At 31.9% G+C, this 20,497-nt stretch carries 19 protein-coding genes; 5 read left to right on the top strand and 14 right to left on the bottom strand.

What is annotated here, in order from left to right; all coding sequences use genetic code 11:
• Positions 1 to 209: 209 nt before the first annotated feature.
• Entirely contained in the window at positions 210 to 1,670 is a 1,461-nt protein-coding gene (locus LNQ49_RS19610; RefSeq protein WP_229990703.1) for an aminoacyl-histidine dipeptidase, read from the bottom strand.
• A gap of 109 nt (positions 1,671 to 1,779) precedes the next feature.
• Between LNQ49_RS19610 and LNQ49_RS19605 the strand changes: the two genes are divergently transcribed.
• A complete protein-coding gene (locus LNQ49_RS19605) occupies positions 1,780 to 2,841 on the top strand; it encodes a DUF3810 domain-containing protein (RefSeq protein ID WP_229990702.1) in 1,062 nt (353 codons plus the stop codon).
• Between the two features lie 31 nt (positions 2,842 to 2,872).
• Here LNQ49_RS19605 and LNQ49_RS19600 read toward each other — a convergent pair whose 3' ends face one another.
• From LNQ49_RS19600 to LNQ49_RS19585, 4 genes are all read right to left on the bottom strand, one after another.
• Complete coding sequence (locus LNQ49_RS19600) at positions 2,873 to 3,463, bottom strand: NAD(P)H-dependent oxidoreductase (RefSeq protein ID WP_229990701.1); 591 nt, start codon at positions 3,461 to 3,463, stop codon at positions 2,873 to 2,875.
• 11 nt (positions 3,464 to 3,474) lie between these two features.
• Entirely contained in the window at positions 3,475 to 5,031 is a 1,557-nt protein-coding gene (locus LNQ49_RS19595) for an FAD-dependent monooxygenase (protein ID WP_229990700.1), read from the bottom strand.
• A 9-nt stretch (positions 5,032 to 5,040) separates the two neighbouring features.
• Complete coding sequence (locus LNQ49_RS19590) at positions 5,041 to 6,255, bottom strand: 3-oxoacyl-[acyl-carrier-protein] synthase III C-terminal domain-containing protein (protein WP_229990699.1); 1,215 nt, start codon at positions 6,253 to 6,255, stop codon at positions 5,041 to 5,043.
• A gap of 106 nt (positions 6,256 to 6,361) precedes the next feature.
• Positions 6,362 to 6,931: a Crp/Fnr family transcriptional regulator gene (locus LNQ49_RS19585; RefSeq protein ID WP_229990698.1), complete on the bottom strand. Its 570-nt coding sequence runs from the start codon at positions 6,929 to 6,931 to the stop codon at positions 6,362 to 6,364.
• A 492-nt stretch (positions 6,932 to 7,423) separates the two neighbouring features.
• On the opposite strand from LNQ49_RS19585, the gene LNQ49_RS19580 reads away from it, so the two are divergent.
• Both LNQ49_RS19580 and LNQ49_RS19575 read left to right on the top strand, forming a co-directional pair.
• On the top strand, positions 7,424 to 7,918 hold the full coding sequence (locus LNQ49_RS19580; RefSeq protein ID WP_035623144.1) for an RNA polymerase sigma factor: 495 nt from the start codon (positions 7,424 to 7,426) through the stop codon (positions 7,916 to 7,918).
• A gap of 7 nt (positions 7,919 to 7,925) precedes the next feature.
• Positions 7,926 to 8,555: a hypothetical protein gene (locus LNQ49_RS19575; RefSeq protein ID WP_229990697.1), complete on the top strand. Its 630-nt coding sequence runs from the start codon at positions 7,926 to 7,928 to the stop codon at positions 8,553 to 8,555.
• Positions 8,556 to 8,699: 144 nt separating this feature from the next.
• Here LNQ49_RS19575 and LNQ49_RS19570 read toward each other — a convergent pair whose 3' ends face one another.
• Together LNQ49_RS19570 and LNQ49_RS19565 are read right to left on the bottom strand one after the other, a co-directional pair.
• Positions 8,700 to 9,509: a lysophospholipid acyltransferase family protein gene (locus tag LNQ49_RS19570; RefSeq protein ID WP_229990696.1), complete on the bottom strand. Its 810-nt coding sequence runs from the start codon at positions 9,507 to 9,509 to the stop codon at positions 8,700 to 8,702.
• 235 nt (positions 9,510 to 9,744) lie between these two features.
• The gene (locus tag LNQ49_RS19565; protein ID WP_229990695.1) at positions 9,745 to 10,389 is read right to left on the bottom strand and encodes an NUDIX hydrolase; all 645 of its coding nucleotides are present in this window, start codon (positions 10,387 to 10,389) and stop codon (positions 9,745 to 9,747) included.
• 159 nt (positions 10,390 to 10,548) lie between these two features.
• On the opposite strand from LNQ49_RS19565, the gene LNQ49_RS19560 reads away from it, so the two are divergent.
• On the top strand, positions 10,549 to 10,761 hold the full coding sequence (locus tag LNQ49_RS19560; protein ID WP_229990694.1) for a PCMD domain-containing protein: 213 nt from the start codon (positions 10,549 to 10,551) through the stop codon (positions 10,759 to 10,761).
• Between the two features lie 30 nt (positions 10,762 to 10,791).
• A complete protein-coding gene (locus LNQ49_RS19555) occupies positions 10,792 to 11,226 on the top strand; it encodes a DUF4268 domain-containing protein (protein WP_229990693.1) in 435 nt (144 codons plus the stop codon).
• 159 nt (positions 11,227 to 11,385) lie between these two features.
• On the opposite strand, the gene LNQ49_RS19550 is transcribed toward LNQ49_RS19555, so the two are convergent.
• From LNQ49_RS19550 to pyrG, 7 genes are all read right to left on the bottom strand, one after another.
• Positions 11,386 to 11,796, bottom strand: a complete 411-nt coding sequence (locus LNQ49_RS19550) for a hypothetical protein (RefSeq protein WP_229990692.1) — start codon at positions 11,794 to 11,796, stop codon at positions 11,386 to 11,388.
• Between the two features lie 4 nt (positions 11,797 to 11,800).
• Positions 11,801 to 12,745, bottom strand: coding sequence for an NAD(P)H-dependent flavin oxidoreductase (locus LNQ49_RS19545; RefSeq protein ID WP_229990691.1), 945 nt, complete (start codon positions 12,743 to 12,745; stop codon positions 11,801 to 11,803).
• A gap of 13 nt (positions 12,746 to 12,758) precedes the next feature.
• The gene (locus tag LNQ49_RS19540; protein ID WP_229990690.1) at positions 12,759 to 14,372 is read right to left on the bottom strand and encodes a S8 family serine peptidase; all 1,614 of its coding nucleotides are present in this window, start codon (positions 14,370 to 14,372) and stop codon (positions 12,759 to 12,761) included.
• Positions 14,373 to 14,420: 48 nt separating this feature from the next.
• The gene (gene mnmA / locus LNQ49_RS19535; protein WP_229990689.1) at positions 14,421 to 15,608 is read right to left on the bottom strand and encodes a tRNA 2-thiouridine(34) synthase MnmA; all 1,188 of its coding nucleotides are present in this window, start codon (positions 15,606 to 15,608) and stop codon (positions 14,421 to 14,423) included.
• Between the two features lie 215 nt (positions 15,609 to 15,823).
• Positions 15,824 to 16,546: a toxin-antitoxin system YwqK family antitoxin gene (locus LNQ49_RS19530; RefSeq protein WP_229990688.1), complete on the bottom strand. Its 723-nt coding sequence runs from the start codon at positions 16,544 to 16,546 to the stop codon at positions 15,824 to 15,826.
• Positions 16,547 to 16,647: 101 nt separating this feature from the next.
• Positions 16,648 to 18,549 (bottom strand): membrane protein insertase YidC, encoded by a 1,902-nt coding sequence (gene yidC / locus LNQ49_RS19525; protein ID WP_229990687.1) that lies wholly within the window; start codon positions 18,547 to 18,549, stop codon positions 16,648 to 16,650.
• Between the two features lie 66 nt (positions 18,550 to 18,615).
• Positions 18,616 to 20,229, bottom strand: a complete 1,614-nt coding sequence (pyrG, locus tag LNQ49_RS19520) for a CTP synthase (RefSeq protein WP_229990686.1) — start codon at positions 20,227 to 20,229, stop codon at positions 18,616 to 18,618.
• Between the last annotated feature and the right edge of the window lie 268 nt (positions 20,230 to 20,497).

Here is a 20,497-nt window from a genome sequence, read left to right as displayed (position 1 = left end):
AAAGAAATTAACTTAACAAAACCATACATGGCAAAGAGTCAAGACGCGAAGAAAACGCAAAAAAAGGAACCTCTTAAAACTGCAAAAGAAAAGAAAGAGGAAAAGAGAGAAAAGAAAAATAGTCCTAAAAGAGACTAAATTTAATTTTTAGTCACAGTCACAGTTTTCAGCTTATAACTGATTACTGTGACTGTATACTAGACTAAAAATTATTTAACTGGAATGTTCTCTAGAATTTCTAAAACAAACTTCCAATATTTTTGGGCTGAAGAAATACTTGCTCTTTCATCTGGTGAATGTGCTCCATGAATTGTTGGTCCAAAAGAAATCATATCCATATCTGGATAATTAGTTCCTAAAATTCCGCATTCTAAACCAGCGTGACAAGCCACAACTTTAGGCTTTTCGTTATTTTGTTTTTCGTAAATACCAACTAAAACATCTAATATTTCAGAGTTTACATTTGGAGTCCAACCTGGGTAACTTCCTGAAAGCTCCACTTCACAACCAACTAGTTCAAATGCTGAACGCAATGAGTTAGCCAAATCAAATTTAGAAGTTTCTACAGAAGAACGTGTTAAACATCCAATCTTAATTTCACCATCTTTTACTATTACACGAGCAATATTATTTGAAGTTTCAACTAAGTCTGCCATATCTGCACTCATTCTGTAAACCCCATTATGAGCAGCATAAATAGCACGAATAATACCTTCTTGAACTCCTAAATCCATTACTTTATTAGGTAAATCGCATTTTACGATTTCTATTGTAAGATTTGGTTCAGTAGTTTTATATTCTGTTTTAATATCATTGATGATTTCTTGCATATCAAAAATGTAAGCTTCATCAAACATTTCTGAAATGATTACTTTCGCAACACTTTCTCTTGGAATTGCATTACGCAAACTTCCTCCGTTGATCTCAACCACTTGCAATCCGAAATTTTCGAAAGCATCAAACAACAAACGATTCATAATTTTATTGGCATTACCCAAACCTTTATGAATATCCATTCCTGAATGACCTCCTTTAAGACCTTTTACAGTGATAATATGCCCAACAGAACCTTCTGGAACATCTTCTTCATTATAAGTTCTTGTAGCTGTTACATCAATTCCTCCTGCACAACCTATATCAATTTCGTCATCTTCTTCAGTATCCAAATTCAATAAAATTTGACCTTGAAGGATTCCTCCTTTTAGATTTAAAGCTCCTGTCATTCCAGTTTCTTCGTCGATTGTAAACAAAGCTTCAATTGCTGGATGCGGAATATCTTTACTTTCTAAAATTGCCATTATTGTTGCAACTCCAAGTCCATTATCTGCACCAAGTGTAGTTCCTTTAGCACGAACCCAATCCCCATCAACATACATGTCAATTCCCTGTGTATCAAAATCAAAAACCGTATCTGCATTTTTTTGATGCACCATATCCAAGTGTCCTTGTAAAACAATTGCCTTACGATTTTCCATTCCTGGAGTAGCTGGTTTACGAATAATTACATTACGAATTTCATCCTCAAAAGTTTCTAATCCTAAACTAGTACCAAAGTTTTTCATGAACTCAATAACACGCTCTTCTTTTTTAGATGGACGTGGTACTGCATTCAAATCAGCAAACTTATTCCAAAGCGCTTTTGGTTCTAAATTTCTTATTTCTTGACTCATTATGTTTTGTTTGATGTTTAACATTTTCCAACTTCAAAGTTACAAAGTTTAAATTCTTTTTCGATACAATTGATATTGTATTTATATTTACGTATCCAAAATTTATACTGTGAAATCAAAATACATCCTTCCCTTATTTTTACTGTTACAAATCATCCTATTAAAGATCATTCCCTTTTTTCCTGAATTCATTGAAAAATACTACAGCACTGGATTGTATTTAAAAATTGCTTCTTTTTCAAGAATTACACTTGGTTGGATTCCTTTTTCTATAGGCGATTGTATTTATTTTGCCTTGATTGTATTATTTTTAAAATGGATTTGGATCAGCCGAAAATCATGGAAATTATCATGGAAAGATAATCTCTTGACCGCTTTAAGCTATCTCTCCATTTTCTATTTTTTATTTCACTTCCTATGGGCTTTTAATTACTATCGAGTGCCCTTATTTGAAAAAATGAAAATTCAAAAAGACTACACTGATGCTGATTTATTAGATTTCACAAAAAAATTAATCACTAAAACAAATTCTATTCATTCTCTAATAACTAAAAACGATAGTCTTAAAGTTGTTTTTCCTTATTCACAAGAACAGGTTTTTAAAATCAATTTAAACGGCTACAACAATCTCGCAACTGACCACCCTTATTTTACCTACTCTCATTCAAGTGTAAAAAAATCACTTTTTAGCCTACCTCTCACCTATATGGGATTTGGTGGTTATTTAAATCCATTTACCAATGAAGCTCAAGTAAATGATCTTGGTCCAATGTACAGTTTTCCTATGACTACAAATCATGAAATGGCACATCAAATGGGCTATGCTAGTGAGAATGAATGTAATTTTATAGGATTTTTAGCTTCAGTAAAAAATGACGATTTATACATTCAATATTCTGGTTACAGCTTAGCCTTGCGCTATTGTTTAGGGATTCTACAAGTAAAAGATGAAAAATTATTTAACCAAATAATAAAAACAGTTCATCCTGGAATTCTAAAAAACTACAAAGAAAGCCAAGATTTCTGGAAGCAATATGAGACTTTTATTGAGACTGGTTTTCATATTTTTTATGATAACTTCCTAAAAATGAATCAACAAAAAGATGGCATGGAAAGTTATAGTAAATTTGTTGATTTAATGGTCAATTACTACAAAAAGAAAGAGCTATAGATTAACAAATAGCTCTTTTAAATAATTTTAATTATAATCTTGAAAATTTTCTTTCTAGTTCTTCCAACCAATTTTCACGCTTATTTTGGCTCACCATTTTCACTCTATTATAACTAATCCATTTTCTATTTTTATACCCTAATTTCCAAAATATTCCTCTAATAAATGCTTTTTGAATTGCATTGCCAAAAATCCATTTATAGATGTATCTCGGGGTATTCATTGTTGTAATTACAGTAACTCCTTTTACATTATTCAACAAAGGTTTCATCCTTGTGTTCTTTTCATTTGAATAATCATAAGCCAAACCTGGAAAAATAACTTTATCAATAAAACCTTTCATTAAAGCAGGCATCAGTTCCCACCATATTGGAAATATAAAAACGAGATAATCTGCCTTTTCCAGTCGTTCCTGATAAGCAATAACTTGTGCATCGCTAGGTTTTTTATCTCTAAAAGATTTTAAATCTTCGGCAGTCATTACCGGATTAAACGCTTCATTATCAAGATGAATTAAATCCATAGAATGTTGAGCTGTTTTAAGTCCCTCTTGTACTGCATTAAGTAAAGCATTACAATAACTTCCTTTATAGGGATGGTTAAAAATGATTAAATAATTCATGTGTTTTTTCTTTAATTAGCACTAATTTTATTAATATATGAATCTATATTTCGAATAACTTTATCATAATCTTTAGCCTTCCCAATATCAAAAATGAACTTATCTGGCCTAATTACAACAAAATCTACTTTATTCTCAACCATCCATTTAGCAAAAAATTGCGATTTAATTCCCATTGAAGATTCTGAAAAATTTTCGACAACTGGAATGTATTTTAAAGTTCCAGAAGGATTAAAAGGAATGATTTTACAATCTGAACGAAATAATATTACCCAATGAAATCCACATAATTCATCAAAATACACTTTCCTTTTATTTTTTAAAACGATAAGCGGTTGAGGAATCCGTTTACCTACCAAAGGATGTTGGGATTTTGAAAAGTTTTTCACTTCTAAACCATAAAGATGCTTTTCTATAAGTGCATCAATAGGCTTATTGGGTAAAATATTAAGTAATTTTAAAAATCCATTCCTAAATGATGCCAAAATAGGATTAGAATATTGAATGAACCCTCCCAGAATAGCAGCCAATTTAATTATTTTCTCTACCTGCGGGGCACGCTCCATATAGTAAGAATCCAACAATTCATTTGTAGCTACATTAAAACTAGTACAAGCGCTAACAATCTTCCATGCTAAATTTTTAGCATCTTTGATACCAGAACACATCCCTTGTCCCAAAAATGGTGGCATCTGATGTGCTGCATCTCCTGCCAAGAAAACAGGTCCTGAACGCCATTCCTTTGCCACTAAAGTATGGAATACATATTTTTTCTTTCTAATGATTTCAAAATCATCTATCGGAAAATGGGAAGCTAGTTTGGGAATCATTGTTTTTGCTAACATTTCATCTGAAAATTCAGCATGCTTTTTAGAAACCATAAACTCCCATCTAAAATGGTTTTTCACCCCATTTACATAAGTCATAGGTTGATCTGGATCACAATATTGCTTATGGTCTTCAGAAAAAACATTTTCCCCATTATAATTTGTATCAATAACAAACCATTCTTTCTTGAATCCGAAATCATGAACAGCTATATTCATTTGTTTTCGAATTGCACTTTTACCTCCATCGCAAGCAATAAGAAATTTAGCTTTTACTTTTATTAATTGCTCTTGACTATCCATTAATACTAAAGAAACAGAATCTTCTTTTTTATTCATATCCCTCCAAGTTGTTTCTTTTAAAAATGTAACGTTTGGATATTGCAAAAAACCATTCCTCAAATGTTTTTCAATTTCAGGCTGCAAAATCCAACTACAATCAGGAATATCTTCAGAAATACTAGAGTTGGGTTGAAATTGAAAAAGTAATTTATCCTTTTTCGAAACTAATGAATAATTTACAAAAGGTTTTATTGCATCTTTTTTCATTTCCTCATACAAACCCAATTCCTGAAAAATTCTTATTACATCTTCGTCAATATGTACCGCTCTAGGATATTCAATAATATCCGACTCCTTATCAAAGAGCAAAACTCTTAAATTTTGCTTACCAAAATAATTAGCAAATGTGGCTCCAGTAGGGCCACATCCTGCTATTATTACATCGTATTCTTTTTCCATATAATAAAATTATATTTTCTCAACTAACAAAGCCGTTGCCGTAAGCCCTGGCCCAAAAGCCATTGCCACAATTTTGGTTCCTTGTTTTATTGTTGGGTCATTTATAATTTCATTAAAAATATGAGGCACTGTTGCTGATGACATATTACCTTGACGGTGCAATATTTCGTAAGACCAACCAGCTTGTTCTTTGAAAATTCCGATTTCATCAACTATATAATCAATTATTTTCGGCCCTCCAGGGTGAATTGCAAAATGCATATTGTACTTTTCTTCTTCTAGATTTACTCCAGCCTTTTCACAAAGCGTTGACAAAAACGACTTTATATTTTTACGAATAAAAACAGGAACACGTTTAGACAGAGTCATTAAGAAATTAAACTCTCCCAAGTCCCATGACATATCTTCTAATGAATCGGGTATAATCACTTCATGTGAAGCCAGAATACGCAATCCTACTTTCTCTTCTATGCTATCATCATTCATAAAAGACTCTTCTTCAAGTAAAGAATACCCAATAAATCCATCTGCAAAAAGAGAACAAATCATTGTATTAGAAATAGAAAATTCAGTTAGATTAAGATGGGCAGACAATAATTCTGTATGAACAACATCAACTCTCCCATTGGTAGTACTTCCACTTATCAAACTACTTGCTGTACGAATTGCTGGAAAAGCACCGTAACATCCCATTTGATAAGAATGCGTTACTTGGGCAGTCTCCCACTTTCTTTTAACAACTGCTTCTTGAGCAACACTTGGAGATGCATAACCCGAACATGTAACATGTACAAGGTTTTCTGGAGCATCGTCTGTTTTAGAATAAAATTCATCAAAAACATAGCTCATTTTTTCTTTAAACCATTGCATACGGTCACCAATTTTAGGAATACATAAATCTCCTGACTCATTGGTAAGATTATCAGGAAATTGATAATCTAAATGGGATACACTATCCATTTCATTTTCAATAAACTGCGCTACTTCTTCAAAAATCAAAATCTGCCTTTGACTAATATTTTCAGGAGAAATAGAATATTTATTAACCTGATCGGAAATAAACTCAAAACTGGTTGCTATTTCCTCTTCTCCAATAAGTGAAAAAACAGGTTGATTTTGAAAATGATGATAAAGAAATTTTGTGTACTGATTAAGCTTTCTTTGGTCGATTAATTTGCCTACTAGTATAGGCTTAAAATTAAATAAAATAATTTTTTTGTCCATTTCTTGGGGTTTTAGATTTGAGCAAATTTCACTCTAATTAACTTTTAAAAAATTAACAATTGTTAATTAAAACCTTACTAAAAAAACTGATTTTATAGACTTATTCCTATTTATTTTTATTCTTTCTTGCTCTAATTCGACTCAAAGACACTGTAGTAATCCCTAAATAAGAAGCAATATATTGCAAAGGAACACGCTGTAATATATGCGATTTATTTTTCAATAAATTTTTATAACGCTCTTCTGGCTTCTCTTTTATATAAGACAAAAAATGATGAATATAATTTATAAATCTATCTGAAGTAAAATCAAAAAATGAATCTTTTAAACAAGGATTCTCATCCATGATAATTTTCCAGTGTTCTTTCCTAATTGCTAAAACAGTACATTGTTCAATTGTATCTAAACTAAAAAAGCTGGGAGTATCTTTAAAAAAACTCTCAAAAGAAGTGACAAAATCATTTTCAAAAAAGAATTGAATCGTTATTTCATCACCATTATTGTTATTAGAAAGCCGCATACTTCCTTTTAAGACAAAATATAACATAGTAGAGATATCTCCTTCTTTCAATACCGTTTGTTTAGGAGGGAAATCCATTTCTGACCAGAACTCTTTGTAATTAAGCATAACATCTCCAAGCTTAGGATAGATATCAGAAATTTTTTTTAACATCATTTTTATTTATATGGCAAATATTCAAATGTGTTTCGCAATTAGAAAATAGTTAGAGGCTCTATTTAAGGTAAACAATATGCTTTCTTCAAAAATCAACAAACAAAAGTAAATGCACCACTACCAAAATAAATTAAGCAAATTATAATCACAGTCCTTATAATTTGCATATATCACTATTCGTCACTTAATTACAAACCTATTAAAAAGTAAAATTATAACTATTCTTACAATTTATAAGAATCTGTAAAGATTTAAATTGTTATTTTTACTTTAATTCTTTTCTCATTTGTTAAGAAATAAAACTAAAAAACATAAATTTATAAGGTAGCACTAATGAAAGTAAAATTATTTTTGTCAAGAAATTCCATTACAGGTTTACAAAAATCTATACTAAAAAAGGGCTAGGGAATTCTATTAAAAAAAATTGATCTAAAAATCACAAATAAAAAGAAGTACTTGTAACAAAATCGGTGTTGTCGACACTAATGTAATATGAGCGATAATTTAGAACATTCATTTGTTGTGCAATTGCAGGCAAACCAGAATATAATCCACAAAATTTGTAGATTATATACTGCTAACCAAGATGCTCACAAAGATTTGTTTCAGGAAATTACGATTCAGTTATGGAAAGCATATCCAAAATTTAGAGGCGATAGCAAATTTTCTACTTGGACCTATCGAGTCGCGCTAAACACCGCTATTACACTATATCGAAAAACAAAACGTTCGATAGCAACTGTGGAGTTTGAAAATCACCAACATTTTATAAAGGAAGTTGATTACAACTATGAGGAAGAAGAACAAATTAAGTTAATGTACAAAGCCGTTTACCAACTAAACGACATCGAAAAAGCACTGGTTTTCATGTATCTGGAAGATAAAGATTATCAAGAAATTGCCGAAACCTTGGGTATTAGTGAAGTCAACGCAAGAGTGAAAATGAATAGAATTAAAGGGAAACTTAAAAAAATATTAAATCCTTAAAAAAAATATGAAAGAGCTGGATTTACTAAAAAAAGATTGGAATAAAACTGCAGATACTTTTCACCAAGTATCTGAAGTAGAGATTTATAATATGATTCATAAAAAATCGTCATCGATTGTAAAATGGATCTTAGTTATAAGTCTTCTAGAAATATTATTTTGGACTGCATCGAATTTCGTATTTAGCATTGATGATTTTTTAAAACAAATTAATCATCCTGAATACATATTTTATCTTGAAGCTATAACATACTTCAATTATGTAGTAGTACTGATTTTTGTGTATTTTTTCTATAGAAATTACACGACTATATCAACTACAAAATCTACAAAATTATTAATGAGTAGTATTTTAAAAACTCGTAAAACGGTTCAGTACTATGTTTGGTATAATTTAGCAATGGTGGTTTTAAGCTCTATTGTAAGCTTCTTCATTGCTTTCTCTAGCCCTGAGATGAATTACCTTAAAGAGAAAATCGCTACCAATGGAACCGCATTAATAATGGTCGTTGGTATTTTATTCCTAGTTACACTTGTATCCTTAGGATTAGTATGGTGCTTTTATAGACTTATTTATGGCACACTATTACGAAGATTGTATGCCAACTATAAAGAACTTAAAAAAATAGACTTATAGAAAGGTGTGAAATGTAAGATGTGAAAAAGTGAAATGTCAAATGTGAAATGTGAAATGTCAAATGTGAAAAAGTGAGATGCAAAAAGTGAAATGAAATCAAATTTCAGATGTTTCCTTTCTACTTTTTACAAAAAAACACTTAAACTAGTAATCCCATCTACGCATCTTATTCAATTCCTCTTCTACTTTTAGTTCTTCTGATGGAATAACTTTTAAAAACGAAGGGTGTTGTTCGATGGCAAATTCTACTTTTTCAACAATTTCATCAATTGTATCATTATCATAATCAATAACAAGTGGTTCTTTAATAATAAAAGATTGTAGAATTCCTTTCTTTTTCATTCGCAACCCTTTTTTATCAAAAGAACGGCGGAAACCATCAATTACTATTGGAACAACAATTGGCCTGTGTTCTTTAATAATATGTGCTGTCCCTTTTCGAACTGGCTTAAATGACTTCGTTGTTCCTTGCGGAAACGTGATTACCCACCCATCTTTAAGAGCAATTTTGATGTTTTCTGTATCATTAGGATTGACTTCTCTTTTTTCAGTAACATCAACTCCTTTAGCTCGCCAAGTACGCTCGACTGTTATTGCTCCCACATAAGATAAAATTCTTGGCAATAAACCTGCTCTCATTGTTTCTTTAGCAGCAACGTAGTAAATATTCATCTTTGGTTGCCATAAGTAACCTACATTTTTAATATTATCTTCTCTCCCACTCAAACTTGCGTTAAAAACATGAAACATAGCCACAACATCAGCAAAGTATGTTTGATGATTAGATATGAAAAGAACATTAGTATCTGGTAAACTTCTTATAATTTCTGAGCCATCAATTTGCAATTCGTTAAAACCTCTATAACGTCTATGTGTAATTGCCCCAAAAATTCGAATTAACCATTTTTTTATAAATAGTATATGACCAAAAGGATTTCTTTTAAACAATCCCATAAATTTATGTATTATTTTGAAAAATTAGAAAGACAAACTTACGAAATTTATTTTTGTAGTTCCAACTAGCAATTGCGCTAAGCCCATAAATCGCAACTTTCTAAATATCAGCAACAATATGTTTTATTTAAAATAAAAAGCAAAAGAAGTCTTCTATATTATTTTTCAAATCTGCATGAAATATTCGTCTAAATCATCAAATAGCAAATTGACTACATCTTTATTTAATCGTCAGTTAATCTACTAGACTTTCTTTTAAAACCTCTTTTAACTCACTCAATATCATCGCCGTTGCACCCCACACAATATGATTTTCTATTTTAAAAGCTGGAACAGTAATATTTGTTGCATACGAGGTTGATAAAATCGTTTTTATAACAATTTCATCATCCAAAAAAACGGAGAGTGGCAACTCTATAATATCTGCAACTTCTCTTGGATCTGGTCGAAAATGTATTTCTTCTTTGCAGATTCCTAAAAAAGGATGTACCACAAAATTACTTGGCGGAATATAGGTAGGTGTAAATGCCTTTACAATTTGAATTTTATCTGGTAAAACACCTACTTCTTCATGCGTTTCACGTAAAGCTGTATAAGCATAACTCTCATCATCTAGCTCATACTTTCCTCCAGGAAATGCAATTTGCGATGAATGTACTCCATTATAAGCATTACGAACAATTAAAACCAAATGTGTAATGTCATTTTTGGGATATAACAACATCATAACTGCAGCAACTCGAGGAGCATTAGCTTTGATATCTATATTTTTCATAACTTCCATTCGTTCCAATGGAGCCATTTTATAATGTGCAATTTCAGCTGGAAGTTTCGCTTCTGCTAGGTTGGGAACAAAATTCAAAAAGTTTTGAAAATTCATATATGAGTTTCTGAGTAATTTAAATAATATATAAATATAGTTCAGAATTCATCATCTCACAAGTTTTAACAGCAACTGCTTTCTCTAAAATCTTTCTTTATAAATTAAAGCGTAATAAAATCACATATTGACTAGTATAGAACTGGAAGAACAACTGGTATGAATCTTCAAAATATTAATGTAGATTTGACCTACGGAACATTAAACACTACTTTTCCTGATTATCAAAAACTTAGCAATGGGTTTTATGGAAGTTCTAATAATAAACCGACACACATTAGCGTAGTTTTTGCTTCTAGTGCCGATGGAATTCTGTATGAAGGTGATATAAATAGTAGGTTATCCGTAAATAATTTTGAACTTAAATATTAAAAATAGTTACGACTATACAAATTATTAAAGATGTACAGTAAAGAAGAATCACAGAAAATGAAGAGAGAGTTTTGGGTCGCTTTTGCCGAGAAATATCCACGAAAATGGGTACTTTATGACACCAAAATTAAAGATTTCTCTTTTAAATTTTATGTCGATAACAAAAAAGCACAAATTTTAATAGATATCGAACATCGCAATGACGACAAACGAAATGCATACTATGAGAAACTAGAAGCATTAAAAAATATTTTAGAAGAAGAGTTCATCAAAGATCTTATTTTTGAAAAAGAATATACTTTAGAAAGTGGCAAAACCATAAGTCGTATTTGGGTTGAAAAACTAGGAGTTGGTTTTAGCAATCGTAAATATTGGGATGAAATATTCGACTTTTACTTCGAAAAAATGAATGCTCTTGAAATGTTTTACTTGGAGTATGATGAATTCATCAAAGACATTGAATAGTTTTTTTTTAGATTCTAAGATTCTGAGCTACTACGATTCTAAGTTTAAGAAGCTAAGAATATATTAAGCGTTCTTATAACAAACAACCCGACAGGTTTTAAAAATCTGTCGGGTTGTTTTGTATTGTTTCTAATCTTTTGTGAGAACAATTAGCCTCTATCAGATGGTAAAAATATTATATACAATAATTCTATCATTGTAATTAATATATAGTTGCTTCCTATTGTCCTGTTTTTTTCTAGTAATAATAGACAATTTAGTATCGTTCCCTTTTAGATCTTTACAAATAAAAGAATACACTATATCTGTTTCATTTTCTTCTCTGGCTATATAGTCTGAAATTTGATACACTTGTGTTTCTAGTGAATTCACTACTATTCGGTTTTTATCTGTATCCAAAACAACCAAAATATTAACTAATTCCAGATCTGACCACTTACCCCATTTTCCTCTTTCGTTTTTCTCTAAAACGCTGTAACCTGAAGTTTTAAATCTATAACTCTGACTATAGGTTTGTTGCAAACCAAGTCCTAGAAAAAACAATACTATATATATTTTTATTTGATTCATTTATCTAAAAATCTAAATTTAATGTTTGTTTACGTGCAGCTTCAAAATCTGAAATCATCTCTTCGATAATGTCAGCAGCAGGTTTAATATCTTGAATAAGTCCTGCTATTTGTCCGATTTCTAATTCGCCTTCTTCCAAATCGCCTTCAAACATTCCTCGTTTTGCTCTTGCTCTTCCTAAAAGTTCAACGAGTTCTTCTTTTGTTGGACACTTCTCGTATAACGCCTGAACATCCTGATAAAATTTATTCTTAATTAATCGTACTGGAGCTAATTCTTTCAATGTAAGCTGTGTATCACCCTCTTTTACATTAACAATCGTTTGCTTAAAATTATCATGTGCTGAAGATTCTATTGAAGCTGCAAAGCGACTTCCTACCTGAACTCCATCTGCACCTAGAATCATCGCTGCAAGCATTCCTTTTCCTGTTGCGATCCCTCCCGCTGCTATTAGCGGAATAGTGATTTTTTCACGCACCATCGGAATCAATGTAAAAGTTGTCGTTTCATCACGACCATTATGCCCTCCAGCTTCAAAACCTTCGGCCACAATAGCATCTACGCCTGCTTCTTGTGCTTTTAAAGCAAAAATAGTACTACTTACCACATGCACAACTGTAATTCCTTTTTCTTTTAAAAATGACGTCCATGTTTTAGGATTTCCTGCTGATGTAAATACAATTTTCACACCTTCATCAACAATGATTTTAATGATCTCGTCGATATTAGGGTAAAGCATTGGCACATTTACTCCAAAGGGTTTTGATGTTGCTTTTTTGCATTTCTGAATGTGCTCTCGCAATACTTCTGGATACATCGAGCCTGCTCCTATTATTCCTAAACCTCCAGCATTACTTACCGCACTTGCAAGCTTGTAACCACTGTTCCAAATCATTCCTGCTTGAATTATTGGATATTTTATTTTAAAAAGGGTTGTTATTCTATTCATGTAATACTACCAATTATTGTTTTATAATTTTTCCTGTTTTGTGCAGGTTATTTGCGTCTAAAGTATAAAAATAAACTCCTGAATGTAATGATTGTAACGAAACTAAAGATACCTGATTAGTAATTTGCTTTTCAATTACCTTTTGTCCAAGCATAGAATACACCGTCAGAGATGCTTCATCTATATCTTTTGACAAAGTAAAGGAAATAGTAGAATCTGTTGGGTTTGGGTAAACTAAAAAATCTGACTTTTCAATCGATTCTACACCAAGAGCAGTATTTAAAGCTAAGCTAAAATTGGGAATTCCATAGCCATATTGAATATTCGGAAATACATATCTGTCTGATGACTGTAAAACCAATTGTCGAATTTCTTGATTTGTTTTATTTGGTAAAGCCTGCCATAAACAAGCAATTGCTCCTGCCATTATTGGGCATGAAAAAGAGGTTCCATTTATTGTACTGATGTTTCCTGAAACACCTGATACTACAGCTGCAGTTCCTTGTGCCATTACATCTGGCTTAATTCTACCATCGTAACTAGGCCCAATTGAACTAAAGGACGATATCGTTCTGGTAGATGTTACCGAACCTACAGTAATTACTGATATTGCATCGGCTGGTGCTCCAATATGCTTCTCTGAAGTATCTCCCTCATTACCTGCTGAAGCTACCACAATCATTCCTTTACTAAATGCAATTTCTGCTCCTCGCGATATAAAATTAGTTGTACCATTCATATCATTATAAATATGACTATAATCTGGATTATCATATTCAAAATATCCCAAAGAAGTTGTAATAATATCTACTCCTAACCTATCTGCTTCTTCTGCGGCTTCGACCCAAAGTGATTCTTCAACAGGATTCTCTGAGGTATCGTCCTCTGTAATGAATAAATAATAGGAAGCGTCTGGAGCAGTTCCCACTAGAGCATTTACTTTGTAACCTCCCATTGTAGATAAAACTTCTGTACCATGAGAAACTCCCGTATAGAAGTTGGGGTTTCTAGAAACATAATCATATCCTCCTAATATTTTATTATTATCTCGTAAACGCTGAAATGTGCTTGCAGTATTAACACCTGGAAAGCCTGCATCAAGAACAGCTATTATTTTACCTGAACCTGTATAATCTTGTTGATGCAAAATTTGCCCATTAAGCATTTGGATTTGATTTGCAGATCCTCCATAAGAATAATTGACTGCAGTTTCGAGCTTTTTATCTGTTGCTACTGTCTTTTCTGAAGCTACTTTTTTGCCTGTAAGATTTAAAGTTTTATTTGCAAAATCAACTTTTGAAACAAATCCCAGCAACTTAAGCATATTGATATTAGCCTGTGTTCCTCGAATATGAAGTGCATTTAACCATTTGGATTGTGCCATAACCGTTATTCCTGTACTTGTTTTTATCTGATTGACATAAGCCGTCTCAATAGGAATATCTTTAAAATCTAAAGCTATGTTTTGATTGCTTCTTCTATCCAAAGCTCTTTGCGTAAGCATCAATAAAGGATTATCGTAATAGGCTTGGGAATTAGGTTTGGCGTTAAAATAAACCCATGCTTCTTCTTGCGAGAATGTCGCAGATGAAATGAGTAAAAAGAGAAATATGAGATATCTTTTCATTCGTTACTTCTTTAAAAAAGGGAAAGCCCTCCGTAAAAAAGTACTAATCTAAGAAATTACTCCCGAACCAACTAATTCATTATCTAAATACCAAGCAGCAAATTGTCCTTCGGTTATAGCAGATTGTGGCTCATCGAAGTGAACATACATTCCTCCCTCAAATTGATGCAAAGTTGCTTTCTGCAAAGGCTGACGGTAACGAATCCTTGCCATTACTTCCATTTGCTCTCCATTTTTTAAAGCCATATCAGTACGAATCCAGTGTACTTCTGAATTTTCTATAAACAATGCTTTTTTAAACAAACCTGGGTGTTGGCTCGTTAAACCTGTATAAATTGTATTTGTTTCTACGTCAGTTGCAATGATAAATAAAGGATCTGTTGTTCCTCCCACATTAAGTCCTTTTCGTTGACCTATAGTGAAATAATGTGCTCCTTGGTGTTTACCAACTACTTTACCCATTTTTGGAGTATAAGGCAACCTTTGAGACTCAAATTCTAATTCTTTTTCAAGGGATAAATCCTCTAATTTTTCTGAATTATATATTGGGTCATTTTTATCTACTTGTACAATTAAACCATCTTTAGGTTGTAGTTTTTGTTGCAAAAATTCTGGCAAGCGCACTTTCCCGATGAAACATAAGCCTTGCGAATCTTTCTTTTCGGCAGTAACCAAATCCATTTCGGTAGCAATTTCACGTACCTCTGGTTTTGTTAATGCTCCAATAGGGAACAATGATTTAGCCAATTGCTCTTGTGACAACTGACATAAAAAATAAGATTGATCTTTATTTGTATCGGCTCCGGCAATAAGTTGATATACTTTTTCACCATCTACCTCTATTTCTGTTTTTTGACAATAATGTCCTGTTGCTACATAATCTGCACCAAGACTTAATGCAATTTTCATGAAAACATCAAATTTAATCTCGCGATTACATAACACATCTGGGTTTGGTGTGCGTCCTTTTTCATATTCGTTGAACATATAATCAACGATTTTTTCTTTGTATTCTTCGCTTAAATCAACGGTTTGAAAAGGAATCCCAAGTTTTTCGGCTACCAATAAAGCATCATTACTATCTTCTAACCAAGGGCATTCGTTAGAAATTGTAACTGAATCATCATGCCAATTCTTCATAAAAAGGCCAATAACTTCATATCCTTGTTGTTGCAACAAATAAGCGGCAACACTTGAATCAACACCTCCAGAAAGTCCTACTACAACACGTTTCATATATTCGAAATCTAAAAAAAATTATTTTGCAAAGTTAATCCTTAATTGCAGATAATAACTATTGTTTCTATTACTTTATCCAATCAAAGGGTAGATAAAACTTATTGCAACTTTAGAAGGTATTTATTTCTCAAATTAGCCACTATGAAAACACATCTAAATCACTAAAAAAGAATCTCTCAAAAGGAATAGCAACAAGAATTAAACCTATCGCTTTATTTTTTCTTCTTCTCTACCTTTTCGGCTGTTTTATTTGTGTTTTTAGGGTCACTCATATTCACTTCTTTTACCAATTTTCCTTTTTCAAAAAACTGCCAATTGCTTGATTTTTTACCATTTACAAATAGTCCTTTTGAAGCAACAACTCCATTTGAATTATTAAAGATAGCTTCTCCATCTAACTCATTATTCTTATAGTTTAGTTGCTCTAAAACAGTTCCATTTTCGGCATATCTTTTATAACTTCCTTCTTTTATCCCGTCTTTATAATTCATTTCTTCAGCAATTTTCCCATTTGGATAAAAAACTGATCGCAACCCTTTTAACTTTCCTTTACTATAATTTTCAATTGTCATTACAGTTGGTGAAGCTTGATGATAATATTTCCACTCACCCTCAAAAAGTTTATTGACAACTTTTCCTTCACTTACTTTGTTTTTAGCTTGATCATAAAAAATAGTATAAGCACTACCATCATTGGCACTAAAATCTCTTGTCGCAATCACACTAGCTGCCTTTGTATCATCATAAAACTTAAAAACACCTATTTCCTTACCATGACTAAAAGTTCCTTCGTAACGAGCTCTTTTTGATTCCTCATAAGTCCCTTTCCAAAGTCCGTCTTTTTTACCATCTGCATCTAGCTTATTTAATGTTTGTGCATTTACAAGAAATGCATTCAACAAAACCAATCCGAGTAATATTTTTTTACAAACCATTTTATATTCTATTTTAAACCTTAACGAAATAGTCCATTAATAAATTATACGTGTATAAAAAAATCCCGATAAATCGAGATTTTTTTATTTTCAAACTTATATTATTTTTTGCCTTTAGCAGCTTTAGCAGCTTCTTGTTGCTCCATAACTTCTTGTAAACGTCTTTGGAACTTTCCTTGTTTTTTAGGCTCTTTTAATTTGTTCTCTTGTATTTGAGCATGGATTTTATCGCTATCTACAATATAGTTTTTAATTACATACATAATTCCGATTGTAATTAAGTTAGAGATAAAGTTATACAAACTCAAACCAGCACCATACGAGTTGAAGAAAATCAACATCATAAGCGGTGATACATAGATCATGATTTTCATCATCTTAGCCATATCCGGCATACCTTCTTGTTGAGGAGCTGCCATTTGTTGGTCACCAGATGTCATTTTCATGTAAAAGAAAATTGCAATTGCTGCCAATATTGGGAACAAACTAATATGATCTCCATATAAAGGAATATGGAATGGTAATTTTACTACAGCATCGAAAGAAGATAAATCGTCTGCCCAAAGGAAGCTTTTTTGTCTTAACTCAAAAGCTGATGGGAAGAACTGGAACGAAGCATACATAAACGGTAGTTGTATCAAGGCTGGAATACATCCTGCCATTGGGTTCACCCCTGCTTTATTATACAGCTTCATTGTTTCTTGCTGTTTCTTCATTGGGTCTTTCTTGTATTTTTCACCCAACTCTGTTATTTCTGGTCGCAATACTTTCATTTTTGCCTGTGACAAGAATGATTTATATGTAATTGGCGACATCGCTATTTTTATCAAAATTGTAAACACAATGATAGCAATACCGTAAGGAATATAAGAACTCAAGAATCCGAATAATGGAATAAAAATAAATTTATTGATCCATCCAAATATTCCCCAACCAAGTGGAATGATTCTTTCTAAATCTTTATTGTATGATTTTAAAGTTTTATAATCTGATGGTCCAAAGTACCAGCTCATTTTATAATCAAGCTCTCCATTTGAAAATGCCAATGGAACATTTGCTTTAAAGTCTTTTGTAAACGTTGTATCAACTTTCTCATCTTTAACTAAGTTATGAGAATGCAATTTTGATTTTTCAAAAGGAGTATTAGTCAATAAAATAGTAGAGAAGAAGTGTTGTTTAAAAGCAATAAAACTTACTTTCTCTGGTGATTCTTCTTTATTTTCTCCTTGACCTACATAACTAGTCTTTCCTTCGTTGTATTCATAATAAATCTCTGCGTAACGATTTTCATATGAAACACTTTTTTCATTTCTATACGTTTTCAAATCCCATTGTAAATCCAACGGTTTAGACGTATTCAAAACTTTATTTAAACCTTGTGAACGAAGATCAAAACCAATCATATAATCTGTTGGTTTTAATACATACTTGTATTCCAAAAATTCATTTGGGCCTGCTTTTAAACGCATTGATAATATTTGATCCTCACCATTTTTAGTCAATGTTGGTTCAAAAAATAAATCTTTTGTGTTTAAAGTACGATTATCATTAGTAACCAACTGGATATTTAAATTAGCGTTGTTGTCTTTAATCAACTCTACTAATTGTCCTGATCCCTTTTGGAATTTCTCGTATTTTTTCAAAATAGCTTCAACTATAAAACCTCCTTTATTGGCGATTTTTAGTTTTACTACATCATTTTCAATAGTTGTATAAGCATCTTTAGCAGAAGGAAGTGTAGCTGAATAAGCAAATCCACCTAATGTTTTTTGCAATTTTGCTAATTGCAAAGTATCTCCAGGTGTTGTTGCAACTGGTAAAACCGCAGTCTTAGCAGTAGCTTGTTTAGCTTGAGCTTCTTGTTTTGCAACTAATTCTTTCTTGGCTTTTTCTGCAGCGATAGTAGCTTCAGAAGGTTTGTTTTGGTACATTATCCAAATCAAAATACCAAAAATCAATATAAAACCAATAACTGAATTGAGATCAAATTTTTTTTCTTCCATTGTAATTTTTATTCTAAATTTTATGTTTGCGTTTCTTCTGTTTTTAGAAACTTATACAAATACGTATTATTTTTTATGAGCTGTAACTGCTGCAGCTATAAAATTCACAAAAATTGGGTGCGGATTCGCAACTGTACTTTTGTATTCTGGGTGGTATTGTACTCCGATAAAAAATGGATGGTCTTTTAATTCTACAATTTCTACCAATCCTGTATCTGGATTTACTCCTGAAGCAATTAACCCTGCTTTTTGCAATTCATCTACGTACTGACTGTTATACTCATAACGGTGTCTGTGACGCTCAGAAATAGTTGTTTTACCGTAAATTTTATATGCCAACGAGTCTGGTGTAATATCACATTTCCATGCTCCAAGACGCATTGTACCTCCTTTATCGGTTACTGTTTTTTGCTCTTCCATTAAATTAACAACTGGATGAGGCGTTTTCTCGTTCATCTCTGTTGAGTTTGCTTCTGTATAACCTAAAATATTACGAGAATATTCGATTACTGACATTTGCATTCCAAGGCAAATTCCAAAAAATGGAACTTTATTTTCACGTGCATAACGCACTGCTTCAATTTTTCCTTCAATTCCTCTTTCTCCAAAACCTGGAGCAACAAGAATTCCGTCTAAGCCTTTCAATTTTTCTTCTATATTATCTGCATTAATATGCTCTGAATGGATAGAAACTACATTTACTTTTGTTTCATTTGAAGCTCCTGCATGAATAAATGCTTCTAAGATTGATTTGTAGCAATCTTGCATTTCCACATATTTACCAATCAAACCAATATTAATTGTATGCTTTGGATTTTTTAATCTTTTTAAGAAAGTATTCCAGTTTTTTAAATCTGGAGCAGCTTTTTTAGGTAAATCCAATTTCTTTAAAGCAACTACATCTAATCCTTCTTCTAGCATTAAATTAGGCACTTCATATATTGTCGATGCATCGATTGACTGTATTACAGCCTCTCTTTTTACATTACAAAACAAAGCTAGTTTGCTACGTAATTCATCTGAAAGTTCATGTTCTGTTCTGCAAACTAAAATATCAGCTTTGATACCGCTTTCCATTAAAGTTTTTACAGAGTGTTGCGTTGGTTTTGTTTTCAACTCTCCCGCTGCAGCCAAATAAGGCACTAAAGTTAAGTGAATTACGATTCCGTTATTCTCTCCTAACTCCCATACCAATTGACGAACTGACTCGATATAAGGTAATGATTCTATATCTCCTACTGTTCCACCGATTTCGGTAATAACAATATCATAATCACCAGATTTACCTAGTAATTGCATTCTATCTTTAATTTCATTGGTAATATGAGGTACTACTTGTACCGTTTTTCCAAGAAATTCTCCTCTTCTCTCTTTTTCAATAACCGAAAGATATACTCTACCAGTAGTTACGTTATTTGCCTGTGATGTAGGAACGTTAAGGAAACGCTCATAATGTCCTAAATCCAAATCGGTTTCAGCACCATCATCAGTCACATAACATTCTCCGTGCTCGTACGGATTTAATGTACCCGGATCTACATTTATATACGGGTCAAATTTTTGAATAGTTGTGCGATAACCTCTTGCTTGTAACAATTTTGCTAAAGATGCTGCGATAATACCTTTTCCTAATGAAGAAGTCACACCGCCAGTAACAAAAATATATTTCGTTTGATTCATTCTGTTGTTGTTTGTATTGTAGTTGTGTAAAAAACGTGGCAAAAGTACAAATTTAATTGGACAAATTGTCAATTAGATAATTAGATAATTTTCATTTTTTTAAACAGAACGTTTAGTTGCTTCCGTAATTCATAATTTTTGAATTCAAATTGGCGCTCTATTTAGTTAATCTCTTTATTCGTCTCTAAATGTCAAATTACTACTAAGTTGTAAAATGAAAAAAGAAAAAATACCGAACTAAAAAAGACATCTAAAACCAATAGCAACT

Source organism: Flavobacterium pisciphilum, from assembly GCF_020905345.1.
Classification (GTDB): Bacteria; Bacteroidota; Bacteroidia; order Flavobacteriales; family Flavobacteriaceae; genus Flavobacterium; species Flavobacterium pisciphilum.
This window is presented reverse-complemented; position numbering and strand designations above follow the sequence as displayed.

Bases quoted from the DNA above. Each gene is read 5' to 3' on its own strand.
- LNQ49_RS19610 (WP_229990703.1), bottom strand. From the start codon at position 1,670: ATGAGTCAAGAAATAAGAAATTTAGAACCAAAAGCGCTTTGGAATAAG.
- LNQ49_RS19600 (WP_229990701.1), bottom strand. From the start codon at position 3,463: ATGAATTATTTAATCATTTTTAACCATCCCTATAAAGGAAGTTATTGT.
- LNQ49_RS19595 (WP_229990700.1), bottom strand. From the start codon at position 5,031: ATGGAAAAAGAATACGATGTAATAATAGCAGGATGTGGCCCTACTGGA.
- LNQ49_RS19590 (WP_229990699.1), bottom strand. From the start codon at position 6,255: ATGGACAAAAAAATTATTTTATTTAATTTTAAGCCTATACTAGTAGGC.
- LNQ49_RS19585 (WP_229990698.1), bottom strand. From the start codon at position 6,931: ATGATGTTAAAAAAAATTTCTGATATCTATCCTAAGCTTGGAGATGTT.
- LNQ49_RS19580 (WP_035623144.1), top strand. From the start codon at position 7,424: ATGAGCGATAATTTAGAACATTCATTTGTTGTGCAATTGCAGGCAAAC.
- LNQ49_RS19575 (WP_229990697.1), top strand. From the start codon at position 7,926: ATGAAAGAGCTGGATTTACTAAAAAAAGATTGGAATAAAACTGCAGAT.
- LNQ49_RS19570 (WP_229990696.1), bottom strand. From the start codon at position 9,509: ATGGGATTGTTTAAAAGAAATCCTTTTGGTCATATACTATTTATAAAA.
- LNQ49_RS19565 (WP_229990695.1), bottom strand. From the start codon at position 10,389: ATGAATTTTCAAAACTTTTTGAATTTTGTTCCCAACCTAGCAGAAGCG.
- LNQ49_RS19560 (WP_229990694.1), top strand. From the start codon at position 10,549: ATGAATCTTCAAAATATTAATGTAGATTTGACCTACGGAACATTAAAC.
- LNQ49_RS19555 (WP_229990693.1), top strand. From the start codon at position 10,792: ATGTACAGTAAAGAAGAATCACAGAAAATGAAGAGAGAGTTTTGGGTC.
- LNQ49_RS19550 (WP_229990692.1), bottom strand. From the start codon at position 11,796: ATGAATCAAATAAAAATATATATAGTATTGTTTTTTCTAGGACTTGGT.
- LNQ49_RS19545 (WP_229990691.1), bottom strand. From the start codon at position 12,745: ATGAATAGAATAACAACCCTTTTTAAAATAAAATATCCAATAATTCAA.
- LNQ49_RS19540 (WP_229990690.1), bottom strand. From the start codon at position 14,372: ATGAAAAGATATCTCATATTTCTCTTTTTACTCATTTCATCTGCGACA.
- mnmA (WP_229990689.1), bottom strand. From the start codon at position 15,608: ATGAAACGTGTTGTAGTAGGACTTTCTGGAGGTGTTGATTCAAGTGTT.
- LNQ49_RS19530 (WP_229990688.1), bottom strand. From the start codon at position 16,546: ATGGTTTGTAAAAAAATATTACTCGGATTGGTTTTGTTGAATGCATTT.
- yidC (WP_229990687.1), bottom strand. From the start codon at position 18,549: ATGGAAGAAAAAAAATTTGATCTCAATTCAGTTATTGGTTTTATATTG.
- pyrG (WP_229990686.1), bottom strand. From the start codon at position 20,229: ATGAATCAAACGAAATATATTTTTGTTACTGGCGGTGTGACTTCTTCA.